The sequence below is a fragment of the Burkholderia sp. GbtcB21 genome, from assembly GCF_019091065.1.
GTDB lineage: Bacteria > Pseudomonadota > Gammaproteobacteria > Burkholderiales > Burkholderiaceae > Burkholderia > Burkholderia pyrrocinia_C.
In genome coordinates this window covers 39747-64655 of record NZ_JAGXKA010000025.1, presented here as the reverse complement: position 1 = coordinate 64655, position 24909 = coordinate 39747, and the positions used below count along the sequence as shown (strand labels likewise).

The following is a 24909-nucleotide window of genomic DNA, read 5'->3' as shown; positions in this document are numbered from 1 at the left end:
AAAACTTGCTTGGCTTCTTGTTCATGGCTCCATTCTCTCAAGAGTTGGAGCCTCCACAAAACTCGGGGCGGTTCACTTGAGGCTGCATAGCAGCGAGGAGTGTTGCAATGAAACAGAGGCGGCGGATCTACTATACAGACGGTCAGAAAGCGTTAATGTGGGAGCGCTGGCGCAAGGGTGAGTCGCTGCAGCAGATCGCCCAGTTGTTTGATCGGAACCATTCCTCGGTACAACGGATTCTGGCCGAAACGGGCGGCGGATTCATCCGGTCGATGCAACACACTAGACGCAAAATCAGTCGCGAATTATGGGTAGCGCTGGAGCCGCTGATTCCGGTGTTCATGCCCTCGCCCAAAGGAGGTCGACGTCGCACTGTCGATGATCGCGCAGCCCTGAGCGGAGTCCTATATGTTCTGCAAACCGGCAACCCATAGGAAATCCTGCCGCGGGCACATGACTTCGGCAGTGGCATGACATGCCGGCGACGGATACGAGTCTGACAGGACGCAGGCGTGTAGGAATGATTGCATCTGGCGATGCTTCGTCGGTTGCGTGAACACGACGAGATTGATTGGGAGCGGGCAAGCCCTGATGTCGCCAATATTTCCAGCCGGGGGGCCAGGAAAACTGCTCTACCCAGACAGAACGGGGAAAGCTCTGATCGAAACAGCACATCGTCGTAGACGTGCGCGGTAACCCACTGACCGTCACGGTCAAGGCCGTCAACCGACGTGATTCGATAGTATTCGAGCCCAAGCTTGATACCATCCCGGTAGTGTCGGGTATGAACGGCCAGCCCCTGAAACGTCCGAACAAGTTACATGCGGGCAAGGAAATGACTTTGCTCGTTGCTAGCGTTATCTGAAGCAGCGCGGCATCGAGGCTCGTATCGCCCGTCGTGGCGTGGAAAGCAACGAGCGACTCGGGCGGCATCGCTAGGTCGTCGAGCGCACGTATACCTGGCTCGCCGGTTTCGGCAAACTCCGTATCCGCTTCGAGCGTCGACTCGACATTTATATCGCTTTGCTTTTCCCTGCCGTTGCCGTTATCTGCTTGCGCTTCGTGGGTGATTTGAGTTAGCAACTCTCATTTCGCTCGCTAGTACGCGCGAGCGGGAGAGGCGGATGGTACGCGAGGACGGCCGTGAAAGGGATCTGGGCGAAGTAGTTAGGGGGCCGCCGACGCTCAAAATTATAGACCGATCGAAAACAAGCTCTTTTGCGACGGGAAGCACTCAAACTCGCGCAGGCAATGTGTTAGATTGTGCTTCCACACAAATCGGGAGACCAAATGGGACAAGCAAAATCGAAGAGAAGCCAAGGGTTTGCACAGCAGCAAATCGAAGAATGGGAAAGCCGCGATTGCGTTGACTTTGCCGTTGGTCTTGCGCGAGTTAGCGGCTGGTTGCTTCATGTGGATTGGTGGACCACATCGCAGCAAAGTCACGAGGGAACTGAAGACGGCTTCAAACCCATTCGGGTATACGTCGGCGATAACAAGGATTTGATTTTCGACCCGCGGGGCGTAATGTCGCTCTTCGATTACCGGGACCGGATTCTAGTGCGACAACTTCGAGAGCGAGGGCTTTCCACTAGCGGCGGCGTACTGACGCGATTCTACGATGAAGCCCGATTCGCTTCGTTGCCCGTGCGGTACCAGCCTGACGAAGAAAAGATCAGACTGGCAATCTCTGAGATTGAGACGCACCCGACTTTTCTAGCGGGCATTTCCACTAGAACGCCCCCTCATTTGCCAGCCTACGAGGCGGCGAGATTCAGCTTTGGATTGTGTACCGCCTATGCGGAGGGACTACGTGACGTAAACGGGTTACAACCTACGGGGTTGCTCGCTGTACGGTTTCTTCCTGGCTTTGAAGGGCTAAATGTAAGTGAGCGCGGTTATTTTCACAGTGTCGCATTGCATCCCGACGGGATGGGAGAAGACTCGTGGGGAAAGGCACCGTTGAGCGAAATCGCTAGGCGGTTCGGGGTTTCGGAATATGTGACTAGCGAGGAAGAACACCACGCCACAATTCGGAGCATCAAGCTGGAATCACCCGACATCTACGCCAGCAAATATAGCGATGCGGTTTCACTGATACATGAATACACCAAAAGATAAAAATAAAAACCGCTCGAAGTGGGCTTTGTCTTGTCTGCGGACGGTTCAGGCGACGAGGCGCGGTACGCTCGCAACCTGAGCGGCCTGCGGCCCGTTGAGTTGTTAGACCGCGACGGTTTGTCGTTCGCCAACCAGCTCTGTTTTGTATGGACAACTTTCCGCCTCACTTTCGACTCCAGAGGCTACGACTGCCATCTGCAACGACAGCCGGCGAGCATGCGCCGATACGAGAAATGCAGCGGTAAAACCAACAACGATCAAGGGCCGTCAGTCATGAATCAGCAAAACACATCGGATCACGCAACGGCCATCGTGCCGTCCCAAACCGCGCTGCTCGTCATGCATTACCAGACCGACATCCTCGGACTCTTTCCGTCGGTCGCGCCCGAATTGCTCGCCAATACGCGCCGGCTGTGCGACGCGGCGCGGGCCGGCGGCATCGGCGTCTGGTTCGCCAATCTGCGGTTCAGCCCCGGCTATCCGGAAGTCAGCCCACGCAACAAGAACGGGCAAGGCATCAAGCAACTCGGCCTGTTCCTCAACGACGACACGTGCCCGGAGCTTGCGCGGCAGCCCGACGAACCGCTGATCGTCGCGCATCGCGCGAGCGTGTTCTTCGGCACCGATCTGCAGGCACGGCTGGTCGCGCAAGGCGTCGATTCGCTGATCATGGTCGGCATCGCGTCGACCGGCGTGATGCTGTCGTCGATCGCGCATGCGAGCGACGCGGACTTCCGCCTGTATACGGTCAAGGACTGCTGCTACGACCCGGACCCGATCGTCCACGAGCATCTGTTCTCCACCGCGTTCGAATCGCGCACGACGGTGCTGGCGCTCGCGGATGCGTTGCGGCTGCTCGGGTAGCGGATCGGTTGTTCGTCACGTAGAGCGCACTGCTGGCGGGAACGGTACCGACCGCCGGCCAGCAGCGCGTCGCGGATGTCTCATGGGGCGGTGTCGCGACATGCGCTGCCCGACACGATCGACGACCACGAGCACCCACTCGACGCGCCGGAACCGGCCCGGCTGCTGCGTGGTCAGTCATCCCGTCGAAACCGCAACGGGCGACGACGTGCGCGATATCACGCACGTCGACCGCCTTCCCTCTTACTTCGCGATATAAACCCCCGACGTCGGACACGTGCCCTGCGTATTGCCATCCGTCACGAGCGACGCGGCGCTCGGGAACTGCGTGGTCGCATTCGTCTTCACCGCGATCCACGCTTCCGTAAAATAGCTGACGCCATTCGTCTTCGTGCACTTCAGCGACACCGCGCTGCGCGTATTGCTGCCGAACGCGCCTTCGAACGCGGACAGCAACTGGTTACGCGTGACCGTCTTGCCCGCGTTCGCCTGCAGGTACGCATTGAACGACGTGTTGCCGAGCCGGCTGATCATGCCGGACGCCTGGTTCCAGTACGCATCGGGAGACGCCGAATTCGAACAGGTGCCGTGCTTGAACCATTCATGCTTGTCGAGGCACGACGCAACACCCGGCATGTACGTCGACAGCGTGTTGCGGGTCGCGCTGCTGATCGGGTAGGCATCCATGCTGCACCACTGGTGCGCGTTGTCGAGGTCGACGTCGTTCTGCGGCACGCCGCAGTAGAACGGCTGGTTGCCGTCGTACCGGTTCGGCCACAGGCCATGCAGCGACAGGCTCGTCGCCGCATACGAGCCGGCGAGGTTCGTGCATTCGGGCGTGTCGTGCGACGCGCAGAAGCCGGGCTCCCACGACGCGGCGAGCAACAGGTAGTCGTAGCTGGTCTGCGCGGTGGCGTGCAGTGAAACGGAAGCGACGGCGAGTGCGGCAACGGCGCGGGCGAGCGTCTTGAGCATGGCGTTTCCTCGGAAAAGGCTTACGGTCGCGGGATGCGCCGCAAGATTGTCGAATGTCTGCCCGCGATTGTTGCTGCCGCAACGTGGCACGAATGTGAAGGTGGACGAATTATGTGCGGTGGCGCGGGCACGCACCGTCACGTCGCGTGGAACCATCGAGAAAAGCAGGCACGGGCGCGGCCTTCCCGATATCGCACACGGCCGACGCGTGCCGCGACTCCGGCCGCCGCACGCCGTCGTTCACGATCCAGCCCCCAGCTGCTTGCATGCGCGCGCAACCGATTCGGGACCTTCGAGCACGAGAATCTGCCACACGCCGATGCTGACGCGCCGGCGCGCCGCCGTCGACGAATCGGCCAGCAACGCCTCGACGCGCGGCGCGGCATCCGGCGCCTGCCGCTTCAGCGCCGCGTGATGCCGCGCGCGCGACGCCGGCCCGGATTCGTAGACGTCGCACAGACGCACCATGCCGGCGAGGCCGGCCGCGTCGTCGTCCTTGTCGATCGCACCCGGCTCGACCGGTGCGAGCCCGTTGCGCTCCGCCTCCGGCAGCTTGCTGCGCGCGCCTTCGTCGATGGACGTGGCGGACGCCGGCGGCAGCCCGCCCATCGCCGCGACGATCCGGCTGCCCGAGGCGATCATGTCGCCCTGGCACTCGATCTTCTCGGCGGCCGCGACTTTCGAGCAGAACGACACCGAAACCCGGTACACATCGTTGCTCATGCGCGGCACTTCGTCCGTGCTCGCCTGCGCGAGGCCGGCGCTTGCCAGCGCCAGCGCAGCGGGAATCAGGATGCGGAAAGCGCTCGTCTTGTTCATCGTCGTTCGTCTGTGGGTTCTGATGGCGGGCAACCTCGCCGGGCCGCACGGTCGCGGCTCCTGCGGCGCCGGGCCCTCGTCCGGCGCCACGCGATCACTTCATCGACGCGGCTTCCGATCCGCCGGACGACAGCGCCGCGCTGTCCTGCTCGCGCCACGCGCGGCGCGACGCCACGATCGCCTTCACCGCCGAGCGTGCGACCTTCCACCACGCGAACGGCCGCGGGTCGGCGAGCATGCTGAGCGCGCGTGCATAGTCGAGCGTGAGGCCGGGCGTCCAAGCCATCGTCACCGCGCGCTTGCGGATCTGCGCGGCGACCCACAGCTCGGGCGTGAGCAGCAGCCGCACGAACGCGCCCCACCCGGCCCGCGCGCCCTTGAGCCGCCACACCGCGCCGTCGAGCGCGGCCTCGAGCGCGTTCGACACGGTGCTCGAGCAATTGCGGTGCGTGAGGTTGTACGTCACGTTCTGCCGGTATGCGGACCAGAATGCGTCGAGCTTCGCCGGATCGTAGTTGCGGATGCGCACGCGCACGGTCGACGGGCACCACGCCTTCGACTCGGTCGCGTAGTCGGGCTGGAACAGGCCCGGCACGTCGTTTTCGCGCGTGGCGCGCAGGATGCGCGTGAATTCGTCCGGAGAACGATCGATTTCGACGCCCGGATACAGGCTGATATAGATGCCCTCCGGCGACTCCAGCGCCGCGTGCCCGGTCGAGATCACGCCGTTGACGTCCACTGCCGCGATATAGCGGTCGATCACCGGATAGCGCTGCGCTTCGGCCTTCGACGAGCCGGTCGGCGTCCATACGTGCACGGTGAGCGCGCGCTCGCCGTCGGCCGGCGGGCCGTCCCATTCGGACTGCGCGAAACTCGGCTGGCCGCGCGCATCGTCGAGGTCGGGCGCGAGTGCCGGTGCGGGCGACGTCGCGAACGCGGGATTGCGCGTGAGCCGCCGCACGCGCGCGGCGAGGTTCAGCATGTGCATCCCGCCGAAGATCAGCAGCAGGCCGAGGCAGTACGGCACGGTGCCCACGTAGTGCGTCGGGTACGGCTGGAAGAAGAAGATCGCCAGCAGGATCTCGACGACACCCCACGCGAACGCGACGTTCCAGCGGCGGTAGCGGACCATCCATGCGGACGTGCACTGCAGCAGCCCGTCGACGAGGAACAGCGTGCCGAAGATCATCGACAGCAGAAAGTGGCCATGGTGATGCCCGGCGAACACGAGCCCCGCGGCCGCCACGACCACGATGCCTTTCACGTAGCGCAGGATGCGCTGCCCGCCGACGCCGCTGCCGGCCACCGCGAGCGTCGCGAGCCCCTCGATCAGGAACAGCCACGCAAACAGCTCGATCGGGAAATGCAGCGCGCCGTCGAGCGCGTCGACGAAGATGACGACGCCCGCGACGACCCACAGCCAGCCAAGCACGGTCAGCCCGCGCCAGCGGGTTCGCAGATATTCGATGCCCAGCAGCAGCAAGATCAGTCGTACCATCGCGCCCTCGTGTCATTTTTGGGAAACGCGCGGCCTCGCGTTTCCTGTCTTGTCGACCGTGCGTTGTGCGACGCGCCTGTCGGAACGCGGCAATCGTTGCCGGCGCGTCATGCTGTCGACATGACCGATGGCGGCCGGCGCACGCCGCTCTGGCCGAATAATAAGATATGGCGGAGTCGGGTGAAAGCCTGCCGAAAACGTTTTCGGCGGGCCCGGGCGTCCCGGCGCTCCGCCGGATGCGGTGCGATCGACAACGCTGCCATGGCAGATTTCCCGTTCGACAACACGCGGCGGATGCGCCAGAATCCTGCTTCCGAGGGCGAAAGCCACTGAACCGAACCGCACCAGACGGGACAACAAGAATGAGCATATCGATCACGCGCCGGCGCCTGCTGGCCGCCGGCATCGCCGCGAGCAGCGTCACGCTGTCGGGCTGTTTCACGCCGAAGCTGTATAAGGACGACGCATACAGCGAAGAAGTGTCCGGATTCATGATCACCGAGGACGGCAAGAAGCTGGTCGTCCTCGGCACGCGCTACCACTACATCTTCGATCTGCCGGCCCAATTGCGGCCGGTACTGCAGTCCGGCTACCGGAAATCGCTGCGCACGACGTTTGCCGGCTTTCATGCGAGCGGCGGCGGCGTCACCGGCCACTACCGGATCGTGTTGCCGAAGGACGCGTCGGAAGACGATCGACAGGCAGCAGCAACCGACGGATTCACCACTGCGCCGGCCGGCCTCGTGCTCGAAGGCGACATCGACGGCAAGCGCTATTCGACGGAAGGCTTCGCCGCGCAAGACAAGGCGGCCGCGCAGCCGTTCAACCGGCCGTACTCGGTTTACATCAAGGAGTCGCCATCCGTTGTCGGCATGGGTCTGCGGATTCTCGCCACGCCGATCACGGTTGCCGCCGACGGCGTGCTTGTGCTGGGCGGCATCGTGCTCGTGCCGTTCGCGGCCATCGCAATCCAGGCAAACGGCGGCATCCGGATCATGTAAAGGCGCGCGGCGCCCCTGCAGCGCCGGCGGCAGCAACCCGCGACACGCGAGCGCACACAACGACCGCAACCGGAGCATCGTCATGGCCGCCTCACCGCTTCACACGCCACCTCTCGGCCCGCAGCTCAAGCGCTGGCGCGCGCTGCACCGCGTGAAGCAAAGCCACGCCGCGGAACTGTTCGGCGTCGCGCAATCGACGATCTCCCGCTGGGAAGCCGGCATCCAGCAGATGTCGCCCGACGAGCGCGCGACCGCCGAGCGGTTGCTCGCCGCGCGCCTCGATTCCGCGGGCGACCACGCGCTCGCGCGGCTCATCGCGGGCAGCGCGGGCCGCATGCATCTGGTGTGCGACCTCACGCACCGCCTGCTCGCCAGTTCGCCGGCGCGCGCGGCCGAGTTCTCGCAGCCGCTTTCGATGCTGCTCGGCACGTCGCTGTGGCGCTACGCGACGCCTGAAATCGTCCGCATGGAAGCCGCACTCGACACGCTCGGCTGGCACGACCGCGCGGGGCCGCCGAGCGTCGAATTCGACACCGGCGCGAATGCGTCGCGCGTCGTGCCGATTCGCGGCAGCAGGTGCCGGTGGACGCGGATGACGCTGTCGGACGGTTCGGCTGCGCGGCTGGTGGAAACGCTTTAGCGCACCGCGCATATTTCATGCGTGGACGAACCTCGCCTGGCCACCTTACGCTCGAAGACTCATCGCAAGGACGCCGACCATGAACCCCGACACGATCCACGCGCGGCTCGATTTCCTGCGCGAAGCCGAACGCCTGAAGGATGTGCTGCGCAGCGGCCACACGTCGGCCGGGCGCGCGGAAAGCACGGCCGAGCATAGCTGGCGGCTGTGCCTGATGGCGCTCGTGTTCGCCGACGCGCTGCCCGGCATCGATACGCTGAAGCTGCTGAAGCTGTGCGTCGTCCACGATCTCGGCGAGGCGCTGCACGGCGACATTCCCGCGATCGAGCAGGCCGCGCACCCCGACAAAAGCGCGCACGAACGCGACGACCTGCTGACGCTGACAGCGTCGCTCGATCGCACGCTGCGCGACGAGATCGTCACGCTGTGGGATGAATACGAGGCAGCGGCGTCGCCGGAAGCCCGCGCGGCGAAGGCGCTCGACAAGCTCGAGACGATCCTGCAGCACAACCAGGGCAGCAATCCGCCCGATTTCGACTACGCGTTCAATCTCGGCTACGGCCGGCGCTATACCGATGCCGCGCCGCTGTTCAGCGCGATCCGCGACATCGTCGACGCCGACACGCAACGCCGGATCGACGCAGGCGGGTCGCGCGCATAAGCTCGCGGAATCGGGCGCGCGGCACCGCTCGCCCCTTTTCACAGATCGCAACAATGACGCATCGCCCGGCCCCCGCTCCGGCACGGCGCTCGCACAATTCAGCACAATTTCCACACGATTTGTCGCGAAATCCTCGCTTACCATGAGCGCCTGATTCGACTCGGCACGCCCGCGCGATGCGTACGCGGATGCCGTCGCGGGCAACACGCCCGGCATGCGACGCCGACCGGATCGTCCCGCCCGGCCGCACGCATCGCCGGCATCGCTTCACCCTCGCCGCATTCTCATGACTCAGAAGCCCCATCGCCGCCGGCGCATCGTGCTGGCCATCATCGCCGTCGTCGCGATCGTCACCGGCGTCTCGTTAATGGTATTCGCGCCCGACAAGCATCCGCAGTACCTGTCCGCGCCCGTCACGCGCGGCGATCTCGAGAACGCGGTGCTCGCGACCGGCGCGCTGCAGGCGTTCAAGCAGGTCGACGTCGGCGCGCAAGTGTCGGGGCAGTTGAAGTCGCTGAAGGTGAAGCTCGGCAACAAGGTCGCGAAGGGCCAGTGGCTCGCCGAGATCGATCCCGTGATCTCCGAAAACGCGCTGCGCCAGGCGCGCGCGAGCGAAGAAAGCCTGCGCGCGCAGCATCAATCGACCGCCGCGCAACTGACGCAGGCGGAACTCGCGTTCCGGCGCCAGCAGGCGATGCTGCCCGACGACGCGACGTCGCGCGAGTCGTTCGAGGCCGCGCGTGCGACGCTCGACGTGCAGCGCGCGACGCTCGCGTCGCTCGCCGCGCAGATCCGCTCGGCCCGCATCCAGATCGAGACCGCTCAGGCCAACCTCGGCTACACGCGCATCGTCGCGCCGATCGATGGCGAGGTCGTCGCGATCGTCACACAGGAAGGCCAGACCGTGATCGCGCAGCAGCAGGCGCCGGTGATCCTGAAGCTTGCCGATCTCGACACGATGACCGTGAAGGCGCAGGTGTCGGAAGCCGACGTGATCCGCGTGAGCGCCGGCCAGACCGCGTATTTCACGATCCTCGGCGAACCGGACAAGCGCCACTACGGCAGGCTGCGCGCGATCGAGCCGGCGCCGCAGAACTTCGCCGACGCTCAGAGCACGCTCGGCGGCGGCACGGGCGGCGGCACGAAACCGAACGCCGCGGTGTTCTACAACGCGCTGTTCGAAGTGCCGAATCCCGAGCACCGGCTGCGCATCGCGATGACCGCGCAGGTCAGCATCGTGCTCGGCAACGCGCGCAACGCGCTCAGCATCCCGGCCGCCGCGCTCGGCGAGAAGCGCAAGGACGGCACCTATGCGGTCCGCGTGCTGCGCGCCGACGGCAGCACGGCAACGCGCAACATCCGCATCGGCATCAACAACAACGTACGCGTCGAGGTGCTGGCCGGCCTGAAGGACGGCGAGCGCGTCGTGATCGGCGAAGCCGCCGCGGACGAGCACGCGCCGCTGGCGGACGTGGTCTGACGATGAGCCGGCCCCTGCTGAAACTCTCGAGCGTCACACGGCGCTTTCCGGCCGGCGACAAGGATGTCGTCGTCCTGAACAACGTCAACCTGTCGATCGATGCGGGCGAGATCGTCGCGATCGTCGGCGCGTCGGGTTCCGGCAAGTCGACGCTGATGAACATCCTCGGCTGCCTCGATCATCCGAGCGAAGGCACCTACACGGTCGGCGGACGCGACACGCACATGCTCGACAGCGACGAACTCGCGCAGCTGCGCCGCGAGCACTTCGGTTTCGTGTTCCAGCGCTATCACCTGCTACCGCACGTCGACGCGGCCGCGAACCTCGAAATGCCGGCGATCTACGCGGGCACCACGCGCGCGGAGCGGCACGAACGCGCCCGCGGGCTGCTCGCGCGCCTCGGGCTCGCGGATCGCGCGCACCACCGGCCCGGGCAACTGTCCGGCGGCCAGCAGCAGCGCGTGAGCATTGCGCGCGCGCTGATGAACGGCGGCCAGGTGATCCTCGCCGACGAACCGACCGGCGCGCTCGACACGAAAAGCGGCCAGGACGTGATCCGCATCCTGCACGAGCTGAACGCGCTCGGCCATACGATCGTCATCGTCACGCACGACAAGGACGTCGCGCGCCATGCGCGGCGCATCATCGAGATCAGCGACGGCGCAATCGTCGCCGACCGGCGGAATCGCCACTATGCGGAAGCGCTCGCGGAAGCCTTCGTCGACGCGGCCGAAGCGACGTCCGGCGCGCCCTCCGCGCACGATCGGCACGACGACGGGCCGCCCGCCGACGCCCACGCCGATACCGACACGCGCGCGCGCCGCTTCGCGGCCGGCAGCGGCCGCTTCGCCGAAGCGTGCCGGATGGCGTGGATCGCGCTCGTGTCACACCGGCTGCGCACGCTGCTGACGATGCTCGGCATCATCATCGGCATCACGTCGGTCGTGTCGATCGTCGCGATCGGCGAAGGCGCGAAGCGCTACATGCTCGACGAGATCGGCAGCATCGGCACGAACACGATCAACGTCTATCCGGGCACCGACTGGGGCGACAGCCGCGCGGACGCGATCCAGACGCTCGTGCCCGCCGATGTCGCCGCGCTCGCCGAGCAGCCGTACGTCGACAGCGCGACGCCCGAAACGTCGCGCACGCTGCTGCTGCGCTACCGCAACATCGACGTCAACGCGCTCGTGAGCGGCGTCGGCGACCGCTTCTTCCAGGCGCGCGGGATGCGTTTCGCGCTGGGCGTCGCGTTCGACGAGGATGCGGTGCGCCGCCAGGCGCAGGTGGCCGTGATCGACCAGAACACGCGCCGCAAGCTGTTCGGCGCGACGCGCAATCCGGTCGGCGAAGCGATCCTGGTCGACAACGTGCCGTGCGTCGTGATCGGCGTCACGGCCGACAAGAAGAGCGCGTTCGGCAGCGTGAAGAGCCTGAACGTATGGGTGCCGTACACGACGGCGAGCGGGCGCCTGTTCGGCCAGCGCCATCTCGACAGCATCACCGTGCGCGTGCGCGACGGGCAGCCGAGCGCCGCCGCCGAGAAAAGCCTCGAGAAGCTGATGATCCAGCGCCACGGCCGCAAGGACTTCTTCACGTACAACATGGACAGCGTGGTCAAGACCGTCGAGAAAACCGGCCAGTCGCTGACGCTGCTGCTGTCGCTGATCGCGGTGATCTCGCTCGTCGTCGGCGGGATCGGCGTGACGAACATCATGCTCGTGTCGGTCACCGAGCGTACGCGCGAAATCGGCATCCGGATGGCGGTCGGCGCGCGCCAGTCCGACATCCTGCAGCAGTTCCTCGTCGAGGCCGTGCTCGTCTGCCTGCTCGGCGGCACGATCGGCATCGTGCTGTCGTTCGGGCTCGGCGCGGTGTTCTCGATGTTCGTCACGCAATGGAAGATGGTGTTCTCCGTCGGCGCGATCGTGACGGCGTTCGTCTGCTCGACGCTGACCGGCGTGATATTCGGTTTCATGCCCGCGCGCAACGCGTCGCGGCTCGATCCGATCGATGCGCTCGCGCGCGACTGACGAAAGCCCTGTCATGACGCATTCGTCACCGCTTCGCCGCCTCGGCACATTCGCATGCGCGGCCGCCCTGCTGGCCGGCTGCACGGCCGCGCGCCACGCGCCGCTGCCGGCTGTCGCGATGCCCGCGAACTGGGCCGCGCCGGTCGCGGCCGGCGCGCCGGCCACCACGCGCGACTGGTGGCGCAGCTTCGGCGATCCGCAACTCGACGCGCTGATCGACGACGCGCTGCGTGCCAACAACGACCTCGCGGTCGCGGCGATTCGCGTGTACCGCGCGCAACTGCAGGCCGGGCTCGTCGACACGAACCTGACGCCCGCCGTATCGCTCGGCGCGAACGGCGCCGTGTCGCGCACGCTCGATACGCACCGGACGAGCCGGTCGAGCGGCATCAACGGTTCGCTCAGCTATGAAATCGACCTGTGGGGCCGACTGGCCGCGCTGCGCGATGCCGCGCACTGGGAAGCCGACGCAACTGCCGCCGATCTCGAAGCCGCGCGGCTGTCGCTGATCGGCACGACGGCGTCGCTGTACTGGCAGATCGGTTATCTGAACCGGCAGATCGTGCTCGGCGACGCGAACATCGCGTATGCGGTGCGCACGCTCGCGGTCGTCCGGTCGCGGCATGCGGCCGGCGCCGTGTCGGGGCTCGATCTCGCGCAGGCCGAGCAGAGCCTGTCCGCGCAACGCGCCGCGCAGACGCAGCTGATCCAGCAGCGCACCGAGAAGCGCCACGCGCTCGCGCTGCTGTTCGACCGGCCGCCGCAGCAGCTCGCGGCCGAACCGTCGGCGCTGCCCGACGCGCCGCCACCGGAAGTAGCCGCCGGCCTGCCGGCCAGCCTGCTCGGCCGGCGCCCCGACCTGCGCGCGGCGGAATTCCGGCTGCGCGAGTCGCTCGCGCAGGTCGACGCGACGCGCACGAGCTTCTACCCGACCTTCACGCTGACCGGCAGCGCCGGCACGACGAGCACGAGCCTCGAGCGCGTGCTGACGAATCCGGTCGGCACGCTCGGGCTCGGCCTTGCACTGCCGTTCATCCAGTGGAACACGATGCAACTGCAGATCAAGGTGTCGAAGTCGCAGTACGAGGAAGCGGTGGTCGGGTTCCGTCAGCGGCTCTACACGGCGCTCGCGGAAGTCGAGAATGCGCTGTCGGCGCGCGTGCAGCTCGAACGCGAGGCCGAACAGCGCGCGCTGTCGCTGGCCCAGGCGCAGCGCGCCGAGCAGCTTGCCGCCGCCCGGTTCGCGGCCGGCGCGACCGCCGTGCAGCCGTGGCTCGACCAGCAGCAGCGGCTGCGCGACGCGCAAAGCGCCGACGAGCTGACGCGGCTGAACCGGCTCAACAACCAGATGACGCTGTATCGCGCGCTCGGCGGCGGCACGTCCTGACCGGCGTACAAACGCCGCAATAGGCACGCCGCGTCATTCGCACACGGCCGCCCTGCGCCGCGCCGGCGCGAACGCCACCGCGCTCGCGGTCGCGAGCACGGCCACGCCCGCCGCGCCGTATACCATCACCCAGCCGAACCCGTGCACGAGCGCCGCGTGCAGCGCCGCGCCGCTCGGGTCGGCCTGCGCGAGCGCCGGTGCGATCTGCTGCAGCCCGTCGGTGCGACCCGACGCGATCTCCTGTGCGAGCCGGCGCAGCGCCGCATCGCCGATCGCGCCCGCAGCACCGTCCTTCAGGCTCGCGACGATCCCCGCGACCAGCACGAAGCCCATCGTCGCGATGTTCAGCGCGAGCGAGATCATCCGCGCGCTCATGTCGATGCCCGATGCCATCCCGGCCCGCGAACTCGGCACCGCGCCCGTCGTCGTGTTGGTGACCGGCGTGTTCGTGAGCCCGAGCCCGATGCCGGCGATCACGCAGCCCGGCAGCATCGTGAGCCAGCTCGCGTGCTCGGCCGCGCTGCCGACCCGCATCAGCGCGAAACCGGCCGCGATCGTGAACAGGCCGCCCGGGATCACGACGCCCGGCCCGTAGCGCAGCGCGAGCCGTTCGCCGAACGGCGGCGCGACCAGCGTCGGCAGCGTGTATGCGAGCAGCGCGAGGCCGGCCGTCACGCTGTCGTAGCCGAGCGCGACCTGGAACCAGATCGGCAGGTAGATCATGAACGGCCAGAAGCTGAAGTTCATCCCCATCGAACCGAAGATCGCGCCGGTGAACGCGCGAATCCGGAACACGGAGAAATCGAACATCGGCCGCGCGCTGGCGCGTTCCGCGACGAAGAAACCCGCGAGCGCCAGCACGGTCGCGCCGAGCACGCCGAGGCCGGCCGCACTCGTGAGCCCGAGCTCCGCGCTCTGCGTGATGTAGAACGCGAGGCCGAGCACCGCGAGCGACAGCGTGACGATGCCCGCGACGTCGAGCGTGCCCGCATGCGGATCGCTCGACTCCTGCACCGCGCCGCCGATCAGCGCGAGCGCGATAGCCGCGAGCGGCGCATGGACGAGGAACACCCACGGCCAACTCGCCAGCGCGACGATCGCGCCGCCGACGATCGGCCCGAAGCCGAGCCCGATGCCGAACACGATCCCCCAGATCCCGAACGCACGGCCGCGCTCGCGGCCCTCGCGGAACTGATGCGACAGCACGGCGATCTGGCAGATCAGCATCGCGCCGCCGCTCGCACCCTGCAGCAGCCGGCCCGCGACGAGCACCGGCACGTTCGGCGCGAGCCCGCACAGCAGCGACGTCGCGCCGAACAGCACGGTGCCGATCACGTACACGCGCTTGCGGCCGAACCGGTCCGCGAGCGTGCCGGCCGCCATCAGCACCGTCGTACACGCGATCGTGTACGCGTTCATGATCCACTGCATGCCGTTGAAATCGCCATGCAGCACGTGTTCGAGCGTCGGCAGGATCACCGGCACGCTCGAGATTTCGAGGCCGAACATCAGCGACGTGAGACAGACGGCCGCGAGCGCGACCGCATTCCTGCGGGAGTCGGATAGCGTCATGCGTATTGCGCGGCGGCCCGGCAACAGGCCGCGCGCCTCCAGGTGAGAAGGGTTCGCCGCGCGCGGCCGGCGACGCACGCTGAACGGGAATCGGTACTATAGTGAGAATTTCGATCCCCATTGACGCACCCATTTCTCCGAACTGGGGAATCACAGGACTCAATCGGCACACCCTGCCATGACCGACAGACTCGACGGCGTAACGACCTTCGTCCAGGTGGTGGAATCGGGCAGCTTCGCGCTCGCCGCGGAGCGGCTCGACATGACGCGCTCGGCCGTCGGCAAGGCGATCGCGCGGCTCGAAAAGCGGCTCGGCGCACGGCTGTTGCAGCGCACGACGCGCAGCCAGAGCCTGACCGACGACGGCCAGGCGTACTACGACCGCTGCGTGCGCGCGCTCGCGGAACTGGAAGCGGCGGAAGCCGATCTCGACTGCGGCCGCAACGAGGCGCGCGGCAAGCTGCGGCTGAGCGTGCCGCTCGCGTTCGGGCACCACTGCGTGACGCCGATCGTGCTCGACCTCGCGCGCACCTATCCGCATCTGCGGATCGACGTGTCGATCACCGACCGCTTCGTCGATCTCGTCGAGGAAGGCATCGATCTCGCGGTGCGGATCGGCACGCTCGCGGACAGCACGAGCCTCGCGGTGCGCCGGCTCGGCACGCAATACGGCAGCCTCGGCGCGGCGCCGTCGTATCTCGCGCGCTACGGAATGCCGAAGTCGCTCGACGATCTGAAGCACCACCGGACCATCGCGTATTCACGCTCGGGCGTGCCGCAGCCGTGGGACCTGCGCGCGCCGGACGGCTCGACGGTGCGCGTCGACATGCAGCACCAGCTGAGTTTCGACGACGTGCAGGCGATCGCGGCGGCCGGTGCGTCGGGGTTCGGAATCGCATGGCTGCCGAGCTGGCTGCTCGACTACTACGTGAAGCGCGGCGAAATGGCGGTCGTGCTAGACCGCTGTTTCGTCTGCGAAGGCGACATTCACGCGATCTGGCCGAAGACGCGCTACCTGCCGCGCAAGACCCGCTGCGTGATCGACGCGCTCGTACAGGCGGTGCCGCCGATGATCGAGCGCCCGGACGAAGCGCGATGAGATGAGTTGAAGCCGACGCGCCGCCGCACGGCGCGTCGGGAGATCACACTGCGCCGAGATCGGCGAGCGGATGCGCGAACAGCTTCCACGGCGACGTCAGGAAATGCCGCACGCGTTCGGCACGCACCTCGACGAGCGATGCGGGCGCCCAGCGCGGCTTGCGATCCTTGTCGACGAGATGCGCGCGCACGCCTTCGCAGAAGTCGCCTTCCTCGATCGCGCGCGCGACGATGCCGAGCTCCATCCGGAACGATTCGGCAAGCGTCATCTGCCGGCCGCGCAGCAGCGCTTCGCGCGTCACCTGCAGCATCGTCGGCGAATGGCCGGCGAGCGCATCGAGCGTCGCCTGCAGCCATTGACGGTGCTCGCGCGTCAGCTCGTCGCGTGCGAGCTCCTGCGTCAGCGTCGCGACGATCCGCTCGACGGTCGAACGCTTGTCGAAGTGACGAACGATCCACGGCATCTGGCTGTCGAGCGCCGCATGCGGCACGACGTTGCACGGCGGTTCGAACACCTTGCGCAGCGCCGGCAGCACGTCGCCGTCCCACTTGACGCTTTCGATGCGCGTCTCGAACGTGTCGAGCCACGCGGACGGCACGCACAGGTCCGCGAGCTTCGCGGTCAGCGCGTCGGCGCCCGACAGCATCGCGCCGGTCAGCCCCACGTACAGTTCGAGTTCGACCGGCATGCGCGACAGGAAATGCGTCGCGCCGACATCGGGCACGAGGCCGATGCGCGTTTCCGGCATCGCGATCTTGCTGCGCTCGGTCGCGACGCGCAGCGCCGCACCTTGCGCGAGGCCCATGCCGCCGCCCATCGTCACGCCGTCCATCAGCGCGACCACCGGCTTCGGGAACGTGTGGATCGCATGGTCGAGCCGGTATTCGTCGACGAAGAACGGCAGCCAGGTGTCGCGCTGCGCCACCATCCGGTACAGCGCGCGCACGTCGCCGCCTGCGCAGAAGCCCTTCTCGCCCGCGCCGCGCAGCACGACCGCGACGATCTGGTCGTCGTGACGGCAGCGCTCGAAGAGCGCGGCCAGCTCGCCGATCATCGCGTACGACAGCGCGTTGAGCGCGGCCGGACGGTTCAGCGTGATCAGCGCCACGCGGTTCACCACGCGGAACAGCACCTCGGGCGCGGCTTCCGCGAACGCGTCGTGATTCGTCACCGGCGTGCTCATCGTTGCTGCTCTCCGTCGGTATTCCATTGCGGCGCGCGCTTGCCGAGAAACGCGGCCACGCCTTCGCGCGGATCGTTCGTGTCGAACAGGTCGACGAAGCGTTCGCGCTCGACCGCGAGCGCCGCGCTGCGCGGCACGCCGCGGCGCGCGAGGCCGATCAGCTCCTTGCTGTATGCAACCGCGTGCGGGCTTTGCCGCGCGACGTTGCGCGCCAATGCCAGCGCCGCGTCGCGGGCGGCGCCGCTTTCCACCACGTCTTCGACGAGGCCGATCCTGAGCGCCGTCGCCGCGTCGACGCGTGCGCCGGTCAGGATGATCTTCTTCGCCCAGCCTTCGCCGACGAGCCAGGGCAGCGTCTGCGTGCCGAGCCCGCACGGCAGCAGGCCGACCGACGGCTCGGGCAGCGCCATCTGCGCATGCGCCTCGGCGATCCGCAGGTCGCACGCGAGCGCGCATTCCAAGCCGCCGCCCATCGCATAACCGTTGATCGCCGCGATCGTCACGACGCGCGCATCGTGCAGCGCCTCGAACGCCGCGCCGAAACGCGACGCCATCGCGCGCGCGACCGCGCGGTCGCCGTCGGCGAACGTGTTGAGGTCGGCGCCCGCGCTGAAGAACTTCGGGCCGTCGCCGGTGATCACCAGCGCGCGCACGCGCGGGTTCGCATTCAGTTCGGCGACGGTTTCCTGCAGTTGCTGCAGCCCGTCGGCGGTAAAGGCGTTCGCGGGCGGACGCTTGAGCGTCGCGCACGCGATCGCGCCGTCGTCGACGTAGTCCAGTTCGATCATGTCGCGTCCTTCTTCGTTGCCGGTTGGTACAGGCGGATCACCGCCGAGAAATCGAGCTGCCCGTCGCCGCGGCTGCTCATCGTCTGGTACAGCTGCTGCGCGAGCGCGCCGAGATAGACGGGTTGGCGCGCCTGCTTCGCCGCGTCGTTCGCGAGGCCGAGATCCTTCAGCATCAGGTCGGTGCCGAAGCCGCCCGAATAGCCGCGCGACGACGGCGCCGTGTCGATCACGCCCGGATACGGGTTGTACGTGTCCGAGCTCCAGCAGCGGCCCGTCGACGTGTTGACGATGCCGGCCAGCACCTTCGGGTCGATGCCGAGCGCGACGCCGAGCGACATCGCCTCCGACACGGCCGCCATCGAGATGCCGAGCACGAGGTTGTTGCAGACCTTCGCGACCTGCCCCATGCCCGTCGCGCCGCAGTGGACGATGTTCTTGCCCATGCCCGCGAGCACCGGCTTCACGCGCTCGAAATCGGCGTCGCTGCCGCCGACCATGAAGGTCAGCGTGCCGGCCGCCGCGCCGCCGGTGCCGCCCGATACCGGCGCATCGACGAACGCGCCGCCGTGCTCGCGCACCAGCGCGCCGAATGCCTGCGCGCTCGCCGGGTCGATCGTGCTCGAATCGATCACGGTCGCGCCCGCGTCGAGGCCGGCCAGCACGCCGTTCTCGCCGGACAGCACCGAACGCACGTGCGGCGCGGCCGGCAGCATCGTGATCACGAACGTCGCGCCCGACGCAGCGTCGCGCGGCGACGAGGCAACCTGCGCGCCGGCGTCCTGCAGCGCGCGCAATGCATCGGCGCTCAGGTCGAACGCATGCACTTCGTGGCCGGCCTTCAACAGGTTCAGCGCCATCGGCGCACCCATGTGGCCGAGGCCGATAAATCCGATTTTCATGGTCGTGTCCTCCGCCGCTCAATGCAGCCGAATCGTCGTATTCACCGGGCCGGCCGTCGTGTCGTCGTCGAACCAGCGCGCGGTGACCGTCTTCGTCTGCGTGTAGAACTGCACGACCTGCTTGCCGTACGGACCGAGATCGCCGAGCTTCGAGCCGCGCGAACCGGTGAAGCTGAAGAACGGCACGGGCACCGGAATCGGGATGTTGATGCCGACCTGGCCGACGTCGATTTCGCTCTGGAACCTGCGCGCGGCCGCGCCGCTTTGCGTGAACAACCCGACGCCGTTGCCCATCGGGTTCCGGTTGACGAGCGCGATCGCTTCGTCGAGCGTGTCGGCTTCGAGCACGACGAGCACCGGGCCGAAGATTTCATGCGTGTAGATCGACATGTCGGTATTCACGCCCGAGAAGATCGTCGGGCCGATGAAGTTGCCGCTTTCATAGCCAGGCACCGTCACGCCCCGGCCGTCGAGCTCGAGCTTCGCGCCTTCGTTCACGCCCGCTTCGATCAGCGACAGGATGCGTTCCTTCGCGGCCTTCGACACGACCGGGCCGACGTCGGTGCCGGCTTCCGCGCCCGCATTCACCTTCAGAAGCTTCGCCTTCGCAACGAGATCGGGCAGCCAGTCGCGCGTTTCGCCGACCAGCACCGCGACCGACGTCGCCATGCAGCGCTGCCCCGCCGCGCCGAAGCCGGCGCCGACGAGCGCATTGATCGTCTGCTCGCGGTTCGCATCGGGCAACACCACCGCGTGATTCTTCGCGCCCATCATCGACTGCACGCGCTTGCCGTGCGCGCTGCCGAGGTTGTACACGTGCGTGCCGACCACCGTCGAGCCGACGAACGAGATCGCCTTCACGAGCGGATGCGTACAGATCGCATCGACGACTTCCTTGCCGCCGTGCACGACGTTCAGGACACCTTTCGGTACGCCGGCCTCGATCGCGAGCTGGACGAGTTCCATCGTCGACATCGGGTCCTGCTCCGACGGCTTCAGCACGAACGTGTTGCCGCAGACGATCGCCATCGGGAACATCCACAGCGGAATCATCGCGGGGAAGTTGAACGGCGTGATGCCCGCGCACACGCCGAGCGGCTGGCGCAGCGTGTACGTGTCGACGCCGCCCGCGACGTTCTCCGCGAATTCGCCGAGCTGCAGCGAGCCGATCGAACACGCGTGCTCGACTACTTCGAGGCCGCGAAAGATGTCGCCTTCGGCATCGGGAATCGTCTTGCCCTGCTCGGCCGTCAGCGTCTTCGCGATGCGCTGCTGGTTGGTACGCACGAGATCCTGGAACTTCAGCATGATGCGCATGCGCGCGGCGATCGGCGTGTTCTTCCACGTCGCATACGCGGCGTGCGCGGCCTGCACGGCCGCGTCGACTTCCTCGACGGTCGCGAACGGCACGCGCGCGAGCACCTGCTGCGTGGCCGGGTTGACGATGTCGCGCCACTCTTTCGTGGCGGACTCGACGAAGGCGCCGTCGATCAGCAGCTTGACCGTCGGCACGTCTTGCCCCGTCCGGGGCGTCGGATTCGCGTTCATCGATCGTTTCTCCTTGCAGAGGGCCGCGAAGCGCAATCCCGCCGCGCGGCCGGTTCAATTCGGCTGCGGGCGGCGGCCGCGGAATGCGGCGCGCGCGGCCCGCGGTCGGTCATTTCATTTCAGTTCGGCGGCGAAATCTTCTTCCCAGTATTCGCCGGGCATTCGCGCGGCCGCGTCGTCGCCGCGCTCGATTTCGCGGCGGCGCAGCTCGACGCGGCGGATCTTCCCCGAGATCGTCTTCGGCAGCTCCGCGAACTGCAGGCGGCGAATGCGCTTGTACGGCGCGAGCTTCTCGCGCGAGAAGCGGAAGATTTCCAGCGCGAGCGCGGGGCTTTCCTCGTAGCCCTGCCGCAGCGTGATGAAGGTCTTCGGCACCGACAGCCGCACGGGGTCGGGGCTCGGCACGACCGCCGCCTCGGCGATCGCCGGATGCTCGATCAGCACGCTCTCGAGTTCGAACGGGCTGAGCCGGTAGTCGGACGACTTGAACACGTCGTCCGCGCGGCCGATATACACGTAATAACCGTCGTCGCCGCGCATCGCGATGTCCGACGTGCGGTAATGGCCGTCGCGCATCGCGTAGGCGGTCGCGTCGGGGTTATTCGCATAGCCGTTCATCAGCCCGACCGGGCGCGCGACGTCCGGCCCGATCGGCAGTGCGACCTCGCCTTCGGTCACGGGCGCACCATCCGGATCGAGCAGCGTGATCCGGTAGCCTGGCAGCGGCCGGCCCATCGAGCCCGCGACGACCGGCTGGCCCGGCGAGTTGCCGATCAGGCAGGTCGTCTCGGTCTGGCCGTAGCCGTCGCGGATCGTGATGCCCCACGCCTTCTTCACGCGTTCGATGATCTCGGGATTCAGCGGCTCGCCCGCGCCGACGATCTCGCGCAGCTTCACGTCGAACGACGCGAGCGGCTGCTGCACGAGCATCCGCCATACCGTCGGCGGCGCGCACAGCGTCGTCACCTGGTATTTGACCAGCGCATCGAGCACGACCTTCGGCTCGAAGCGCGCGTAGTTGAATGCGAACACGCACGCCTGCGCATTCCACGGCGCGAAGAAGCAGCTCCACGCGTGCTTCGCCCAGCCCGGCGAGCTGATGTTCCAGTGGATGTCGCCTGGCTGCAGGCCGACCCAGTACATCGTCGACAGATGGCCGACCGGATAGGTGCGGTGCGTATGCTCGACGAGCTTCGGCTTCGACGTCGTGCCCGACGTGAAATACAGCAGCATCGGATCGTTTGCGTGCGTGACGGCGTCCGGCTCGAACGCGGCGCTCGCCGCGTAGCCGTCGTTCATCGCGAGCCAGCCCGCGCGCGGCGCGCCGGCGACGATCTTCCGCGCGAGGCCGAGGTCGGGCTGTTCGAATTTCGCGGTTTCGTTCTCGTCGACGATCGCGTATTTCGCGCCGCCGATCTGCACGCGGTCGCGCACGTCGTCGGCCGACAGTTGCGTGGTGGCGGGCAGCACGATCGCGCCGAGCTTCATCGCGGCGAGCATCGCGTCCCACAGCTCGACACGGTTCGGCAGCATCAGCAGGATGCGATCGCCGCGCACGACGCCGATCGAGCGCAGCCAGTTCGCGATCCGCGACGAACGCTCGGACATCTGCGCGAACGAATACGGATCGCCCGTGCCGGTCGCCGCGTCGACGATCCATAGCGCGGGCCGGTCGTTGCCGCGCGCCATCGGGTCGAAGTAGTCGAGCGCCCAGTTGAACGCATCGAGCACCGGCCACTCGAAATCGCGGTACGCGGTTTCGTAGTCGGTGCGATGGCGCAGCAGAAAGTCGCGTGCGTCCAGGAATGCCTGTACCGTCATCGTTTCCTCCAGTCTCCATGCCTCGCGGTCAACCGGCGCACGCGCTGCAGCACATGCCCGATTCCGTTTTGCACGGCGCACGGTCACGTCGTTGCGTGCCGCGTTCACCGCGCTGCCCTCGTGCCCTGCGTGATGCTTCCGTTCTGTCGACGCGACCGCCGCGACTCAAAGCTGCCGCGCGATCACCATCCGTTGCACTTCGCTGGTGCCTTCGTAAATCTGCGTGATGCGCGCGTCGCGATAATGACGCTCGACTTCGTAATCGACCAGGTAGCCGTAGCCGCCGTGGATCTGGATCGCGTCCGAGCACACGCGCTCGGCCATCTCGGATGCGAACAGCTTCGCCTGCGACGCTTCCGACAGGCACGGCAGCCCGGCCGTGCGCAGCTTCGCCGCGTGATGCACGAGCAGGCGCGCGGCGTTGATCTGCGTGGCCATGTCGGCGAGCTTCTGCTGGATCGCCTGATGCTCGGCGATCGGCTTGCCGAACTGCACGCGCTCGCCCGCATAACGGCGCGCCTTGTCGAACGCGGCGCGCGCGATGCCGAGCGCCTGCGCGGCGATGCCGATCCGGCCGCCCTCGAGATTCGACAGCGCGATCTTCAGCCCTTCGCCGCGATTGCCGAGCAGGTTCTCTTCCGGAATCGCGCAGTTCTCGAACGTGATCGGGCACGTATCCGATGCGCGGATACCCATCTTCTTCTCGGGCTTGCCGACGATGAAGCCCGGCGTGTCGGTCGGCACCAGGAACGCGGAAATGCCGCGCTTGCCGGCTTCCGGGTCGGTCATGGCAAAAACGATCGCGACACCCGCGCGCTTGCCGTTGGTCACGAACTGCTTCGCGCCGTTCAGCACCCATTTGCCGTCGCGCAGCTCCGCGCGCGTGCGCAGGTTGTGCGCCTCGGAACCGGCCTGCGGCTCGGTCAGGCAGAACGCGCCGATCACCCGGCCGGACGCCATGTCGGCCAGCCAGCGCTCTTTCTGCGCCGGCGTGCCGAAGCCGAGGATCGGGCCGCAGCCGACCGAGTTGTGCACGCTCATCAGCGTCGCGCACGCGGCGTCGCCGGCGGCGATTTCCTCCATCGCCAGCGCATACGCGACGTAGTCCGTGTAAGAGCCGCCCAGCTCCTGCGGCACGATCATCCCGAGCAGGCCGAGTTCGCCGAGCTGCGCGACGATGGCGTCGGGCAACTGCGCATCGTGGTCCCACTGCGCGGCGTTCGGCGCCAGCATCTCGGTGGCGAAAGCGCGTGCGGCGTCGCGGATCATCCGCTGGTCTTCGGTGTAAAGCTCGTCCATGGTGCTGCTGTCTCCCGCGGCCGCCGGGCGCGACCGTCCTTGCGTTTCGATGCAACAAGTGTAGGCAAGCGCGCGCGACTGTTCGATGCTCGCGTCGCTCATTTACACTGAGCGTTTTTGCCACACCGGCGGCACGATGAAGCAGGAAGACAAGGGAACCGTCGCGATCAGCCTCGTCGCTTACAGCGTCGCGCTCGCGACCCGGCGCGGCGTCGCGGCCGAGCCGCTGCTCGCGCAGGCCGGCATCGCGCCCGCGCTGCTCGGGCAGCCGCGCGCACGTGTATCCGCGCAGCAATACGGTGCGCTGTGGAACGCAATTGCGCGCGCGCTCGACGACGAGTTTTTCGGGCAGGATCGCCACCCGATGCGCAGCGGCAGCTTCATCGCGATGAGCCAGGCCGCGCTGTCCGCGCGCGACGGGCTGCATGCAATGGCGCGCGCGGTGAATTTCATGCACTGCGTGCTCGACGACCTGCATGCGGAACTCGACGCGAACCCGCAGCGCGTGCGGCTACGCTTCGTGCACCGCAACAACGGCGCGACGCCCGCGATGTTCACGTACGCGACCTATTTCATCATCGTCTACGGGCTGACCTGCTGGCTGATCGGGCGGCGCATCCCGCTGCTGCATGCGAGCTTCCGCTGCGACACGCCGCCCGCCGATCACGAATACCCGTCGATGTTCTGCGACGACATGCGTTTCAACGAACCCGATTCGTATGTCGATTTCGATCCCGAATTCGCGACGCTGCCGGTCGTGCAGAACGCGAAGACGCTGAAGACGTTCCTGCGCAACGCGCCGGCGAGCTTCATCGTCAAGTACCGCAACCCGAACGCGCTCGCGCAGCGGGTGCGCGCGGTGCTGCGCGGGATGCCGCCCGCCGCGTGGCCGGGCGCGGGCGGAATGGCCGCGCGGCTGCACGTGGCCGAGGCCACGCTGCGCCGCAAGCTGCACCAGGAAGGCCATGCGTACCAGTCGATCAAGGACGCGCTGCGGCGCGATCTCGCGTTCGAGGCGCTGGCCGACCCCGCGCGCACGATCGCCGACGTCGCGGCCGCGACCGGCTTCGCGGAGCCGAGCGCGTTCTATCGTGCGTTCCGCAAATGGAGCGGGCGCAGCCCGGCCGACTATCGCGACGAAGTGCTCGCGCGGGGCGGCGGCGCGGGCTGAATCCGGCCCCGCCTTCGCGCTTTCCGCCGAAACCGCCTAATCTTTAAGCA

20 protein-coding genes and 1 pseudogene are annotated in these 24909 nt (G+C 67.2%); 11 read left to right on the top strand and 10 right to left on the bottom strand.

Features of this window, described 5'->3' with window-relative positions:
* Positions 1-107: 107 nt before the first annotated feature.
* The 3 genes and pseudogenes from KVT39_RS38165 to KVT39_RS33905 form a co-directional block, all read left to right on the top strand.
* Positions 108-392 (top strand): annotated as a pseudogene (locus KVT39_RS38165) (hypothetical protein); the annotation flags it as partial.
* A gap of 898 nt (positions 393-1290) precedes the next feature.
* On the top strand, positions 1291-2121 hold the full coding sequence (locus tag KVT39_RS33910) for a hypothetical protein (RefSeq protein ID WP_217591119.1): 831 nt from the start codon (positions 1291-1293) through the stop codon (positions 2119-2121).
* A gap of 273 nt (positions 2122-2394) precedes the next feature.
* Positions 2395-2985, top strand: coding sequence for an isochorismatase family cysteine hydrolase (locus KVT39_RS33905; RefSeq protein ID WP_217591118.1), 591 nt, complete (start codon positions 2395-2397; stop codon positions 2983-2985).
* A 243-nt stretch (positions 2986-3228) separates the two neighbouring features.
* On the opposite strand, the gene KVT39_RS33900 is transcribed toward KVT39_RS33905, so the two are convergent.
* From KVT39_RS33900 to KVT39_RS33890, 3 genes are all read right to left on the bottom strand, one after another.
* Complete coding sequence (locus KVT39_RS33900; protein ID WP_217591117.1) at positions 3229-3960, bottom strand: ribonuclease T2; 732 nt, start codon at positions 3958-3960, stop codon at positions 3229-3231.
* 240 nt (positions 3961-4200) lie between these two features.
* Positions 4201-4779 carry a hypothetical protein gene (locus tag KVT39_RS33895; RefSeq protein WP_217591116.1) on the bottom strand — a complete coding sequence of 193 codons (579 nt, stop codon included), beginning with the start codon at positions 4777-4779 and terminating at the stop codon, positions 4201-4203.
* Positions 4780-4873: 94 nt separating this feature from the next.
* The gene (locus KVT39_RS33890) at positions 4874-6277 is read right to left on the bottom strand and encodes an HdeD family acid-resistance protein (RefSeq protein ID WP_217591115.1); all 1404 of its coding nucleotides are present in this window, start codon (positions 6275-6277) and stop codon (positions 4874-4876) included.
* A gap of 362 nt (positions 6278-6639) precedes the next feature.
* Between KVT39_RS33890 and KVT39_RS33885 the strand changes: the two genes are divergently transcribed.
* The 6 genes from KVT39_RS33885 to KVT39_RS33860 all read left to right on the top strand — a co-directional run bounded on the left by KVT39_RS33885 (position 6640) and on the right by KVT39_RS33860 (position 13479).
* A complete protein-coding gene (locus KVT39_RS33885; protein WP_217591114.1) occupies positions 6640-7278 on the top strand; it encodes a hypothetical protein in 639 nt (212 codons plus the stop codon).
* Positions 7279-7360: 82 nt separating this feature from the next.
* Complete coding sequence (locus KVT39_RS33880; protein ID WP_034180620.1) at positions 7361-7918, top strand: helix-turn-helix transcriptional regulator; 558 nt, start codon at positions 7361-7363, stop codon at positions 7916-7918.
* Positions 7919-7997: 79 nt separating this feature from the next.
* Entirely contained in the window at positions 7998-8579 is a 582-nt protein-coding gene (locus KVT39_RS33875; RefSeq protein WP_034180621.1) for an HD domain-containing protein, read from the top strand.
* Between the two features lie 286 nt (positions 8580-8865).
* Positions 8866-10059 carry an efflux RND transporter periplasmic adaptor subunit gene (locus KVT39_RS33870; protein ID WP_131945970.1) on the top strand — a complete coding sequence of 398 codons (1194 nt, stop codon included), beginning with the start codon at positions 8866-8868 and terminating at the stop codon, positions 10057-10059.
* 2 nt (positions 10060-10061) lie between these two features.
* A complete protein-coding gene (locus KVT39_RS33865) occupies positions 10062-12092 on the top strand; it encodes a MacB family efflux pump subunit (protein ID WP_217591113.1) in 2031 nt (676 codons plus the stop codon).
* A 13-nt stretch (positions 12093-12105) separates the two neighbouring features.
* Entirely contained in the window at positions 12106-13479 is a 1374-nt protein-coding gene (locus KVT39_RS33860; protein ID WP_217591112.1) for an efflux transporter outer membrane subunit, read from the top strand.
* A gap of 33 nt (positions 13480-13512) precedes the next feature.
* On the opposite strand, the gene KVT39_RS33855 is transcribed toward KVT39_RS33860, so the two are convergent.
* Positions 13513-15051, bottom strand: coding sequence for an MFS transporter (locus tag KVT39_RS33855; RefSeq protein ID WP_217591111.1), 1539 nt, complete (start codon positions 15049-15051; stop codon positions 13513-13515).
* A gap of 178 nt (positions 15052-15229) precedes the next feature.
* Here KVT39_RS33855 and KVT39_RS33850 point away from each other — a divergent pair, with 178 nt between their 5' ends.
* Positions 15230-16150: a LysR family transcriptional regulator gene (locus tag KVT39_RS33850; protein WP_217591110.1), complete on the top strand. Its 921-nt coding sequence runs from the start codon at positions 15230-15232 to the stop codon at positions 16148-16150.
* A gap of 43 nt (positions 16151-16193) precedes the next feature.
* Here the strand turns inward: KVT39_RS33850 and KVT39_RS33845 are convergent, their stop codons facing one another.
* The 6 genes from KVT39_RS33845 to KVT39_RS33820 form a co-directional block, all read right to left on the bottom strand.
* On the bottom strand, positions 16194-17333 hold the full coding sequence (locus tag KVT39_RS33845; RefSeq protein ID WP_175747242.1) for an enoyl-CoA hydratase/isomerase family protein: 1140 nt from the start codon (positions 17331-17333) through the stop codon (positions 16194-16196).
* Positions 17330-18121 (bottom strand): enoyl-CoA hydratase, encoded by a 792-nt coding sequence (locus KVT39_RS33840; RefSeq protein WP_217591109.1) that lies wholly within the window; start codon positions 18119-18121, stop codon positions 17330-17332. Before KVT39_RS33840 ends, KVT39_RS33845 begins: the two co-directional genes overlap by 4 nt.
* A complete protein-coding gene (gene mmsB, locus KVT39_RS33835; RefSeq protein ID WP_034180629.1) occupies positions 18118-19020 on the bottom strand; it encodes a 3-hydroxyisobutyrate dehydrogenase in 903 nt (300 codons plus the stop codon). Before mmsB ends, KVT39_RS33840 begins: the two co-directional genes overlap by 4 nt.
* Before the next feature lie 18 nt (positions 19021-19038).
* Positions 19039-20568, bottom strand: coding sequence for a CoA-acylating methylmalonate-semialdehyde dehydrogenase (locus KVT39_RS33830; protein WP_034180630.1), 1530 nt, complete (start codon positions 20566-20568; stop codon positions 19039-19041).
* A gap of 114 nt (positions 20569-20682) precedes the next feature.
* Positions 20683-22389, bottom strand: a complete 1707-nt coding sequence (locus tag KVT39_RS33825; protein ID WP_034180631.1) for an AMP-binding protein — start codon at positions 22387-22389, stop codon at positions 20683-20685.
* 165 nt (positions 22390-22554) lie between these two features.
* Positions 22555-23688 (bottom strand): acyl-CoA dehydrogenase family protein, encoded by a 1134-nt coding sequence (locus KVT39_RS33820; protein WP_034181001.1) that lies wholly within the window; start codon positions 23686-23688, stop codon positions 22555-22557.
* A gap of 136 nt (positions 23689-23824) precedes the next feature.
* Here KVT39_RS33820 and KVT39_RS33815 point away from each other — a divergent pair, with 136 nt between their 5' ends.
* Positions 23825-24859, top strand: a complete 1035-nt coding sequence (locus tag KVT39_RS33815; protein ID WP_034180632.1) for an AraC family transcriptional regulator — start codon at positions 23825-23827, stop codon at positions 24857-24859.
* The last annotated feature ends 50 nt before the right edge of the window (positions 24860-24909 follow it).

What these genes read in the sequence shown, in the direction of transcription:
- KVT39_RS33870 (WP_131945970.1), top strand. Translation starts at nt 8,866, where the DNA reads ATGACTCAGAAGCCCCATCGCCGCCGGCGCATCGTGCTGGCCATCATC.
- KVT39_RS33895 (WP_217591116.1), bottom strand. Translation starts at nt 4,779, where the DNA reads ATGAACAAGACGAGCGCTTTCCGCATCCTGATTCCCGCTGCGCTGGCG.
- KVT39_RS33840 (WP_217591109.1), bottom strand. Translation starts at nt 18,121, where the DNA reads ATGATCGAACTGGACTACGTCGACGACGGCGCGATCGCGTGCGCGACG.
- KVT39_RS33880 (WP_034180620.1), top strand. Translation starts at nt 7,361, where the DNA reads ATGGCCGCCTCACCGCTTCACACGCCACCTCTCGGCCCGCAGCTCAAG.
- KVT39_RS33890 (WP_217591115.1), bottom strand. Translation starts at nt 6,277, where the DNA reads ATGGTACGACTGATCTTGCTGCTGCTGGGCATCGAATATCTGCGAACC.
- mmsB (WP_034180629.1), bottom strand. Translation starts at nt 19,020, where the DNA reads ATGAAAATCGGATTTATCGGCCTCGGCCACATGGGTGCGCCGATGGCG.
- KVT39_RS33825 (WP_034180631.1), bottom strand. Translation starts at nt 22,389, where the DNA reads ATGACGGTACAGGCATTCCTGGACGCACGCGACTTTCTGCTGCGCCAT.
- KVT39_RS33850 (WP_217591110.1), top strand. Translation starts at nt 15,230, where the DNA reads ATGACCGACAGACTCGACGGCGTAACGACCTTCGTCCAGGTGGTGGAA.
- KVT39_RS33885 (WP_217591114.1), top strand. Translation starts at nt 6,640, where the DNA reads ATGAGCATATCGATCACGCGCCGGCGCCTGCTGGCCGCCGGCATCGCC.
- KVT39_RS33910 (WP_217591119.1), top strand. Translation starts at nt 1,291, where the DNA reads ATGGGACAAGCAAAATCGAAGAGAAGCCAAGGGTTTGCACAGCAGCAA.
- KVT39_RS33905 (WP_217591118.1), top strand. Translation starts at nt 2,395, where the DNA reads ATGAATCAGCAAAACACATCGGATCACGCAACGGCCATCGTGCCGTCC.
- KVT39_RS33820 (WP_034181001.1), bottom strand. Translation starts at nt 23,688, where the DNA reads ATGGACGAGCTTTACACCGAAGACCAGCGGATGATCCGCGACGCCGCA.
- KVT39_RS33845 (WP_175747242.1), bottom strand. Translation starts at nt 17,333, where the DNA reads ATGAGCACGCCGGTGACGAATCACGACGCGTTCGCGGAAGCCGCGCCC.
- KVT39_RS33900 (WP_217591117.1), bottom strand. Translation starts at nt 3,960, where the DNA reads ATGCTCAAGACGCTCGCCCGCGCCGTTGCCGCACTCGCCGTCGCTTCC.
- KVT39_RS33865 (WP_217591113.1), top strand. Translation starts at nt 10,062, where the DNA reads ATGAGCCGGCCCCTGCTGAAACTCTCGAGCGTCACACGGCGCTTTCCG.
- KVT39_RS33875 (WP_034180621.1), top strand. Translation starts at nt 7,998, where the DNA reads ATGAACCCCGACACGATCCACGCGCGGCTCGATTTCCTGCGCGAAGCC.
- KVT39_RS33855 (WP_217591111.1), bottom strand. Translation starts at nt 15,051, where the DNA reads ATGACGCTATCCGACTCCCGCAGGAATGCGGTCGCGCTCGCGGCCGTC.
- KVT39_RS33830 (WP_034180630.1), bottom strand. Translation starts at nt 20,568, where the DNA reads ATGAACGCGAATCCGACGCCCCGGACGGGGCAAGACGTGCCGACGGTC.
- KVT39_RS33860 (WP_217591112.1), top strand. Translation starts at nt 12,106, where the DNA reads ATGACGCATTCGTCACCGCTTCGCCGCCTCGGCACATTCGCATGCGCG.
- KVT39_RS33815 (WP_034180632.1), top strand. Translation starts at nt 23,825, where the DNA reads ATGAAGCAGGAAGACAAGGGAACCGTCGCGATCAGCCTCGTCGCTTAC.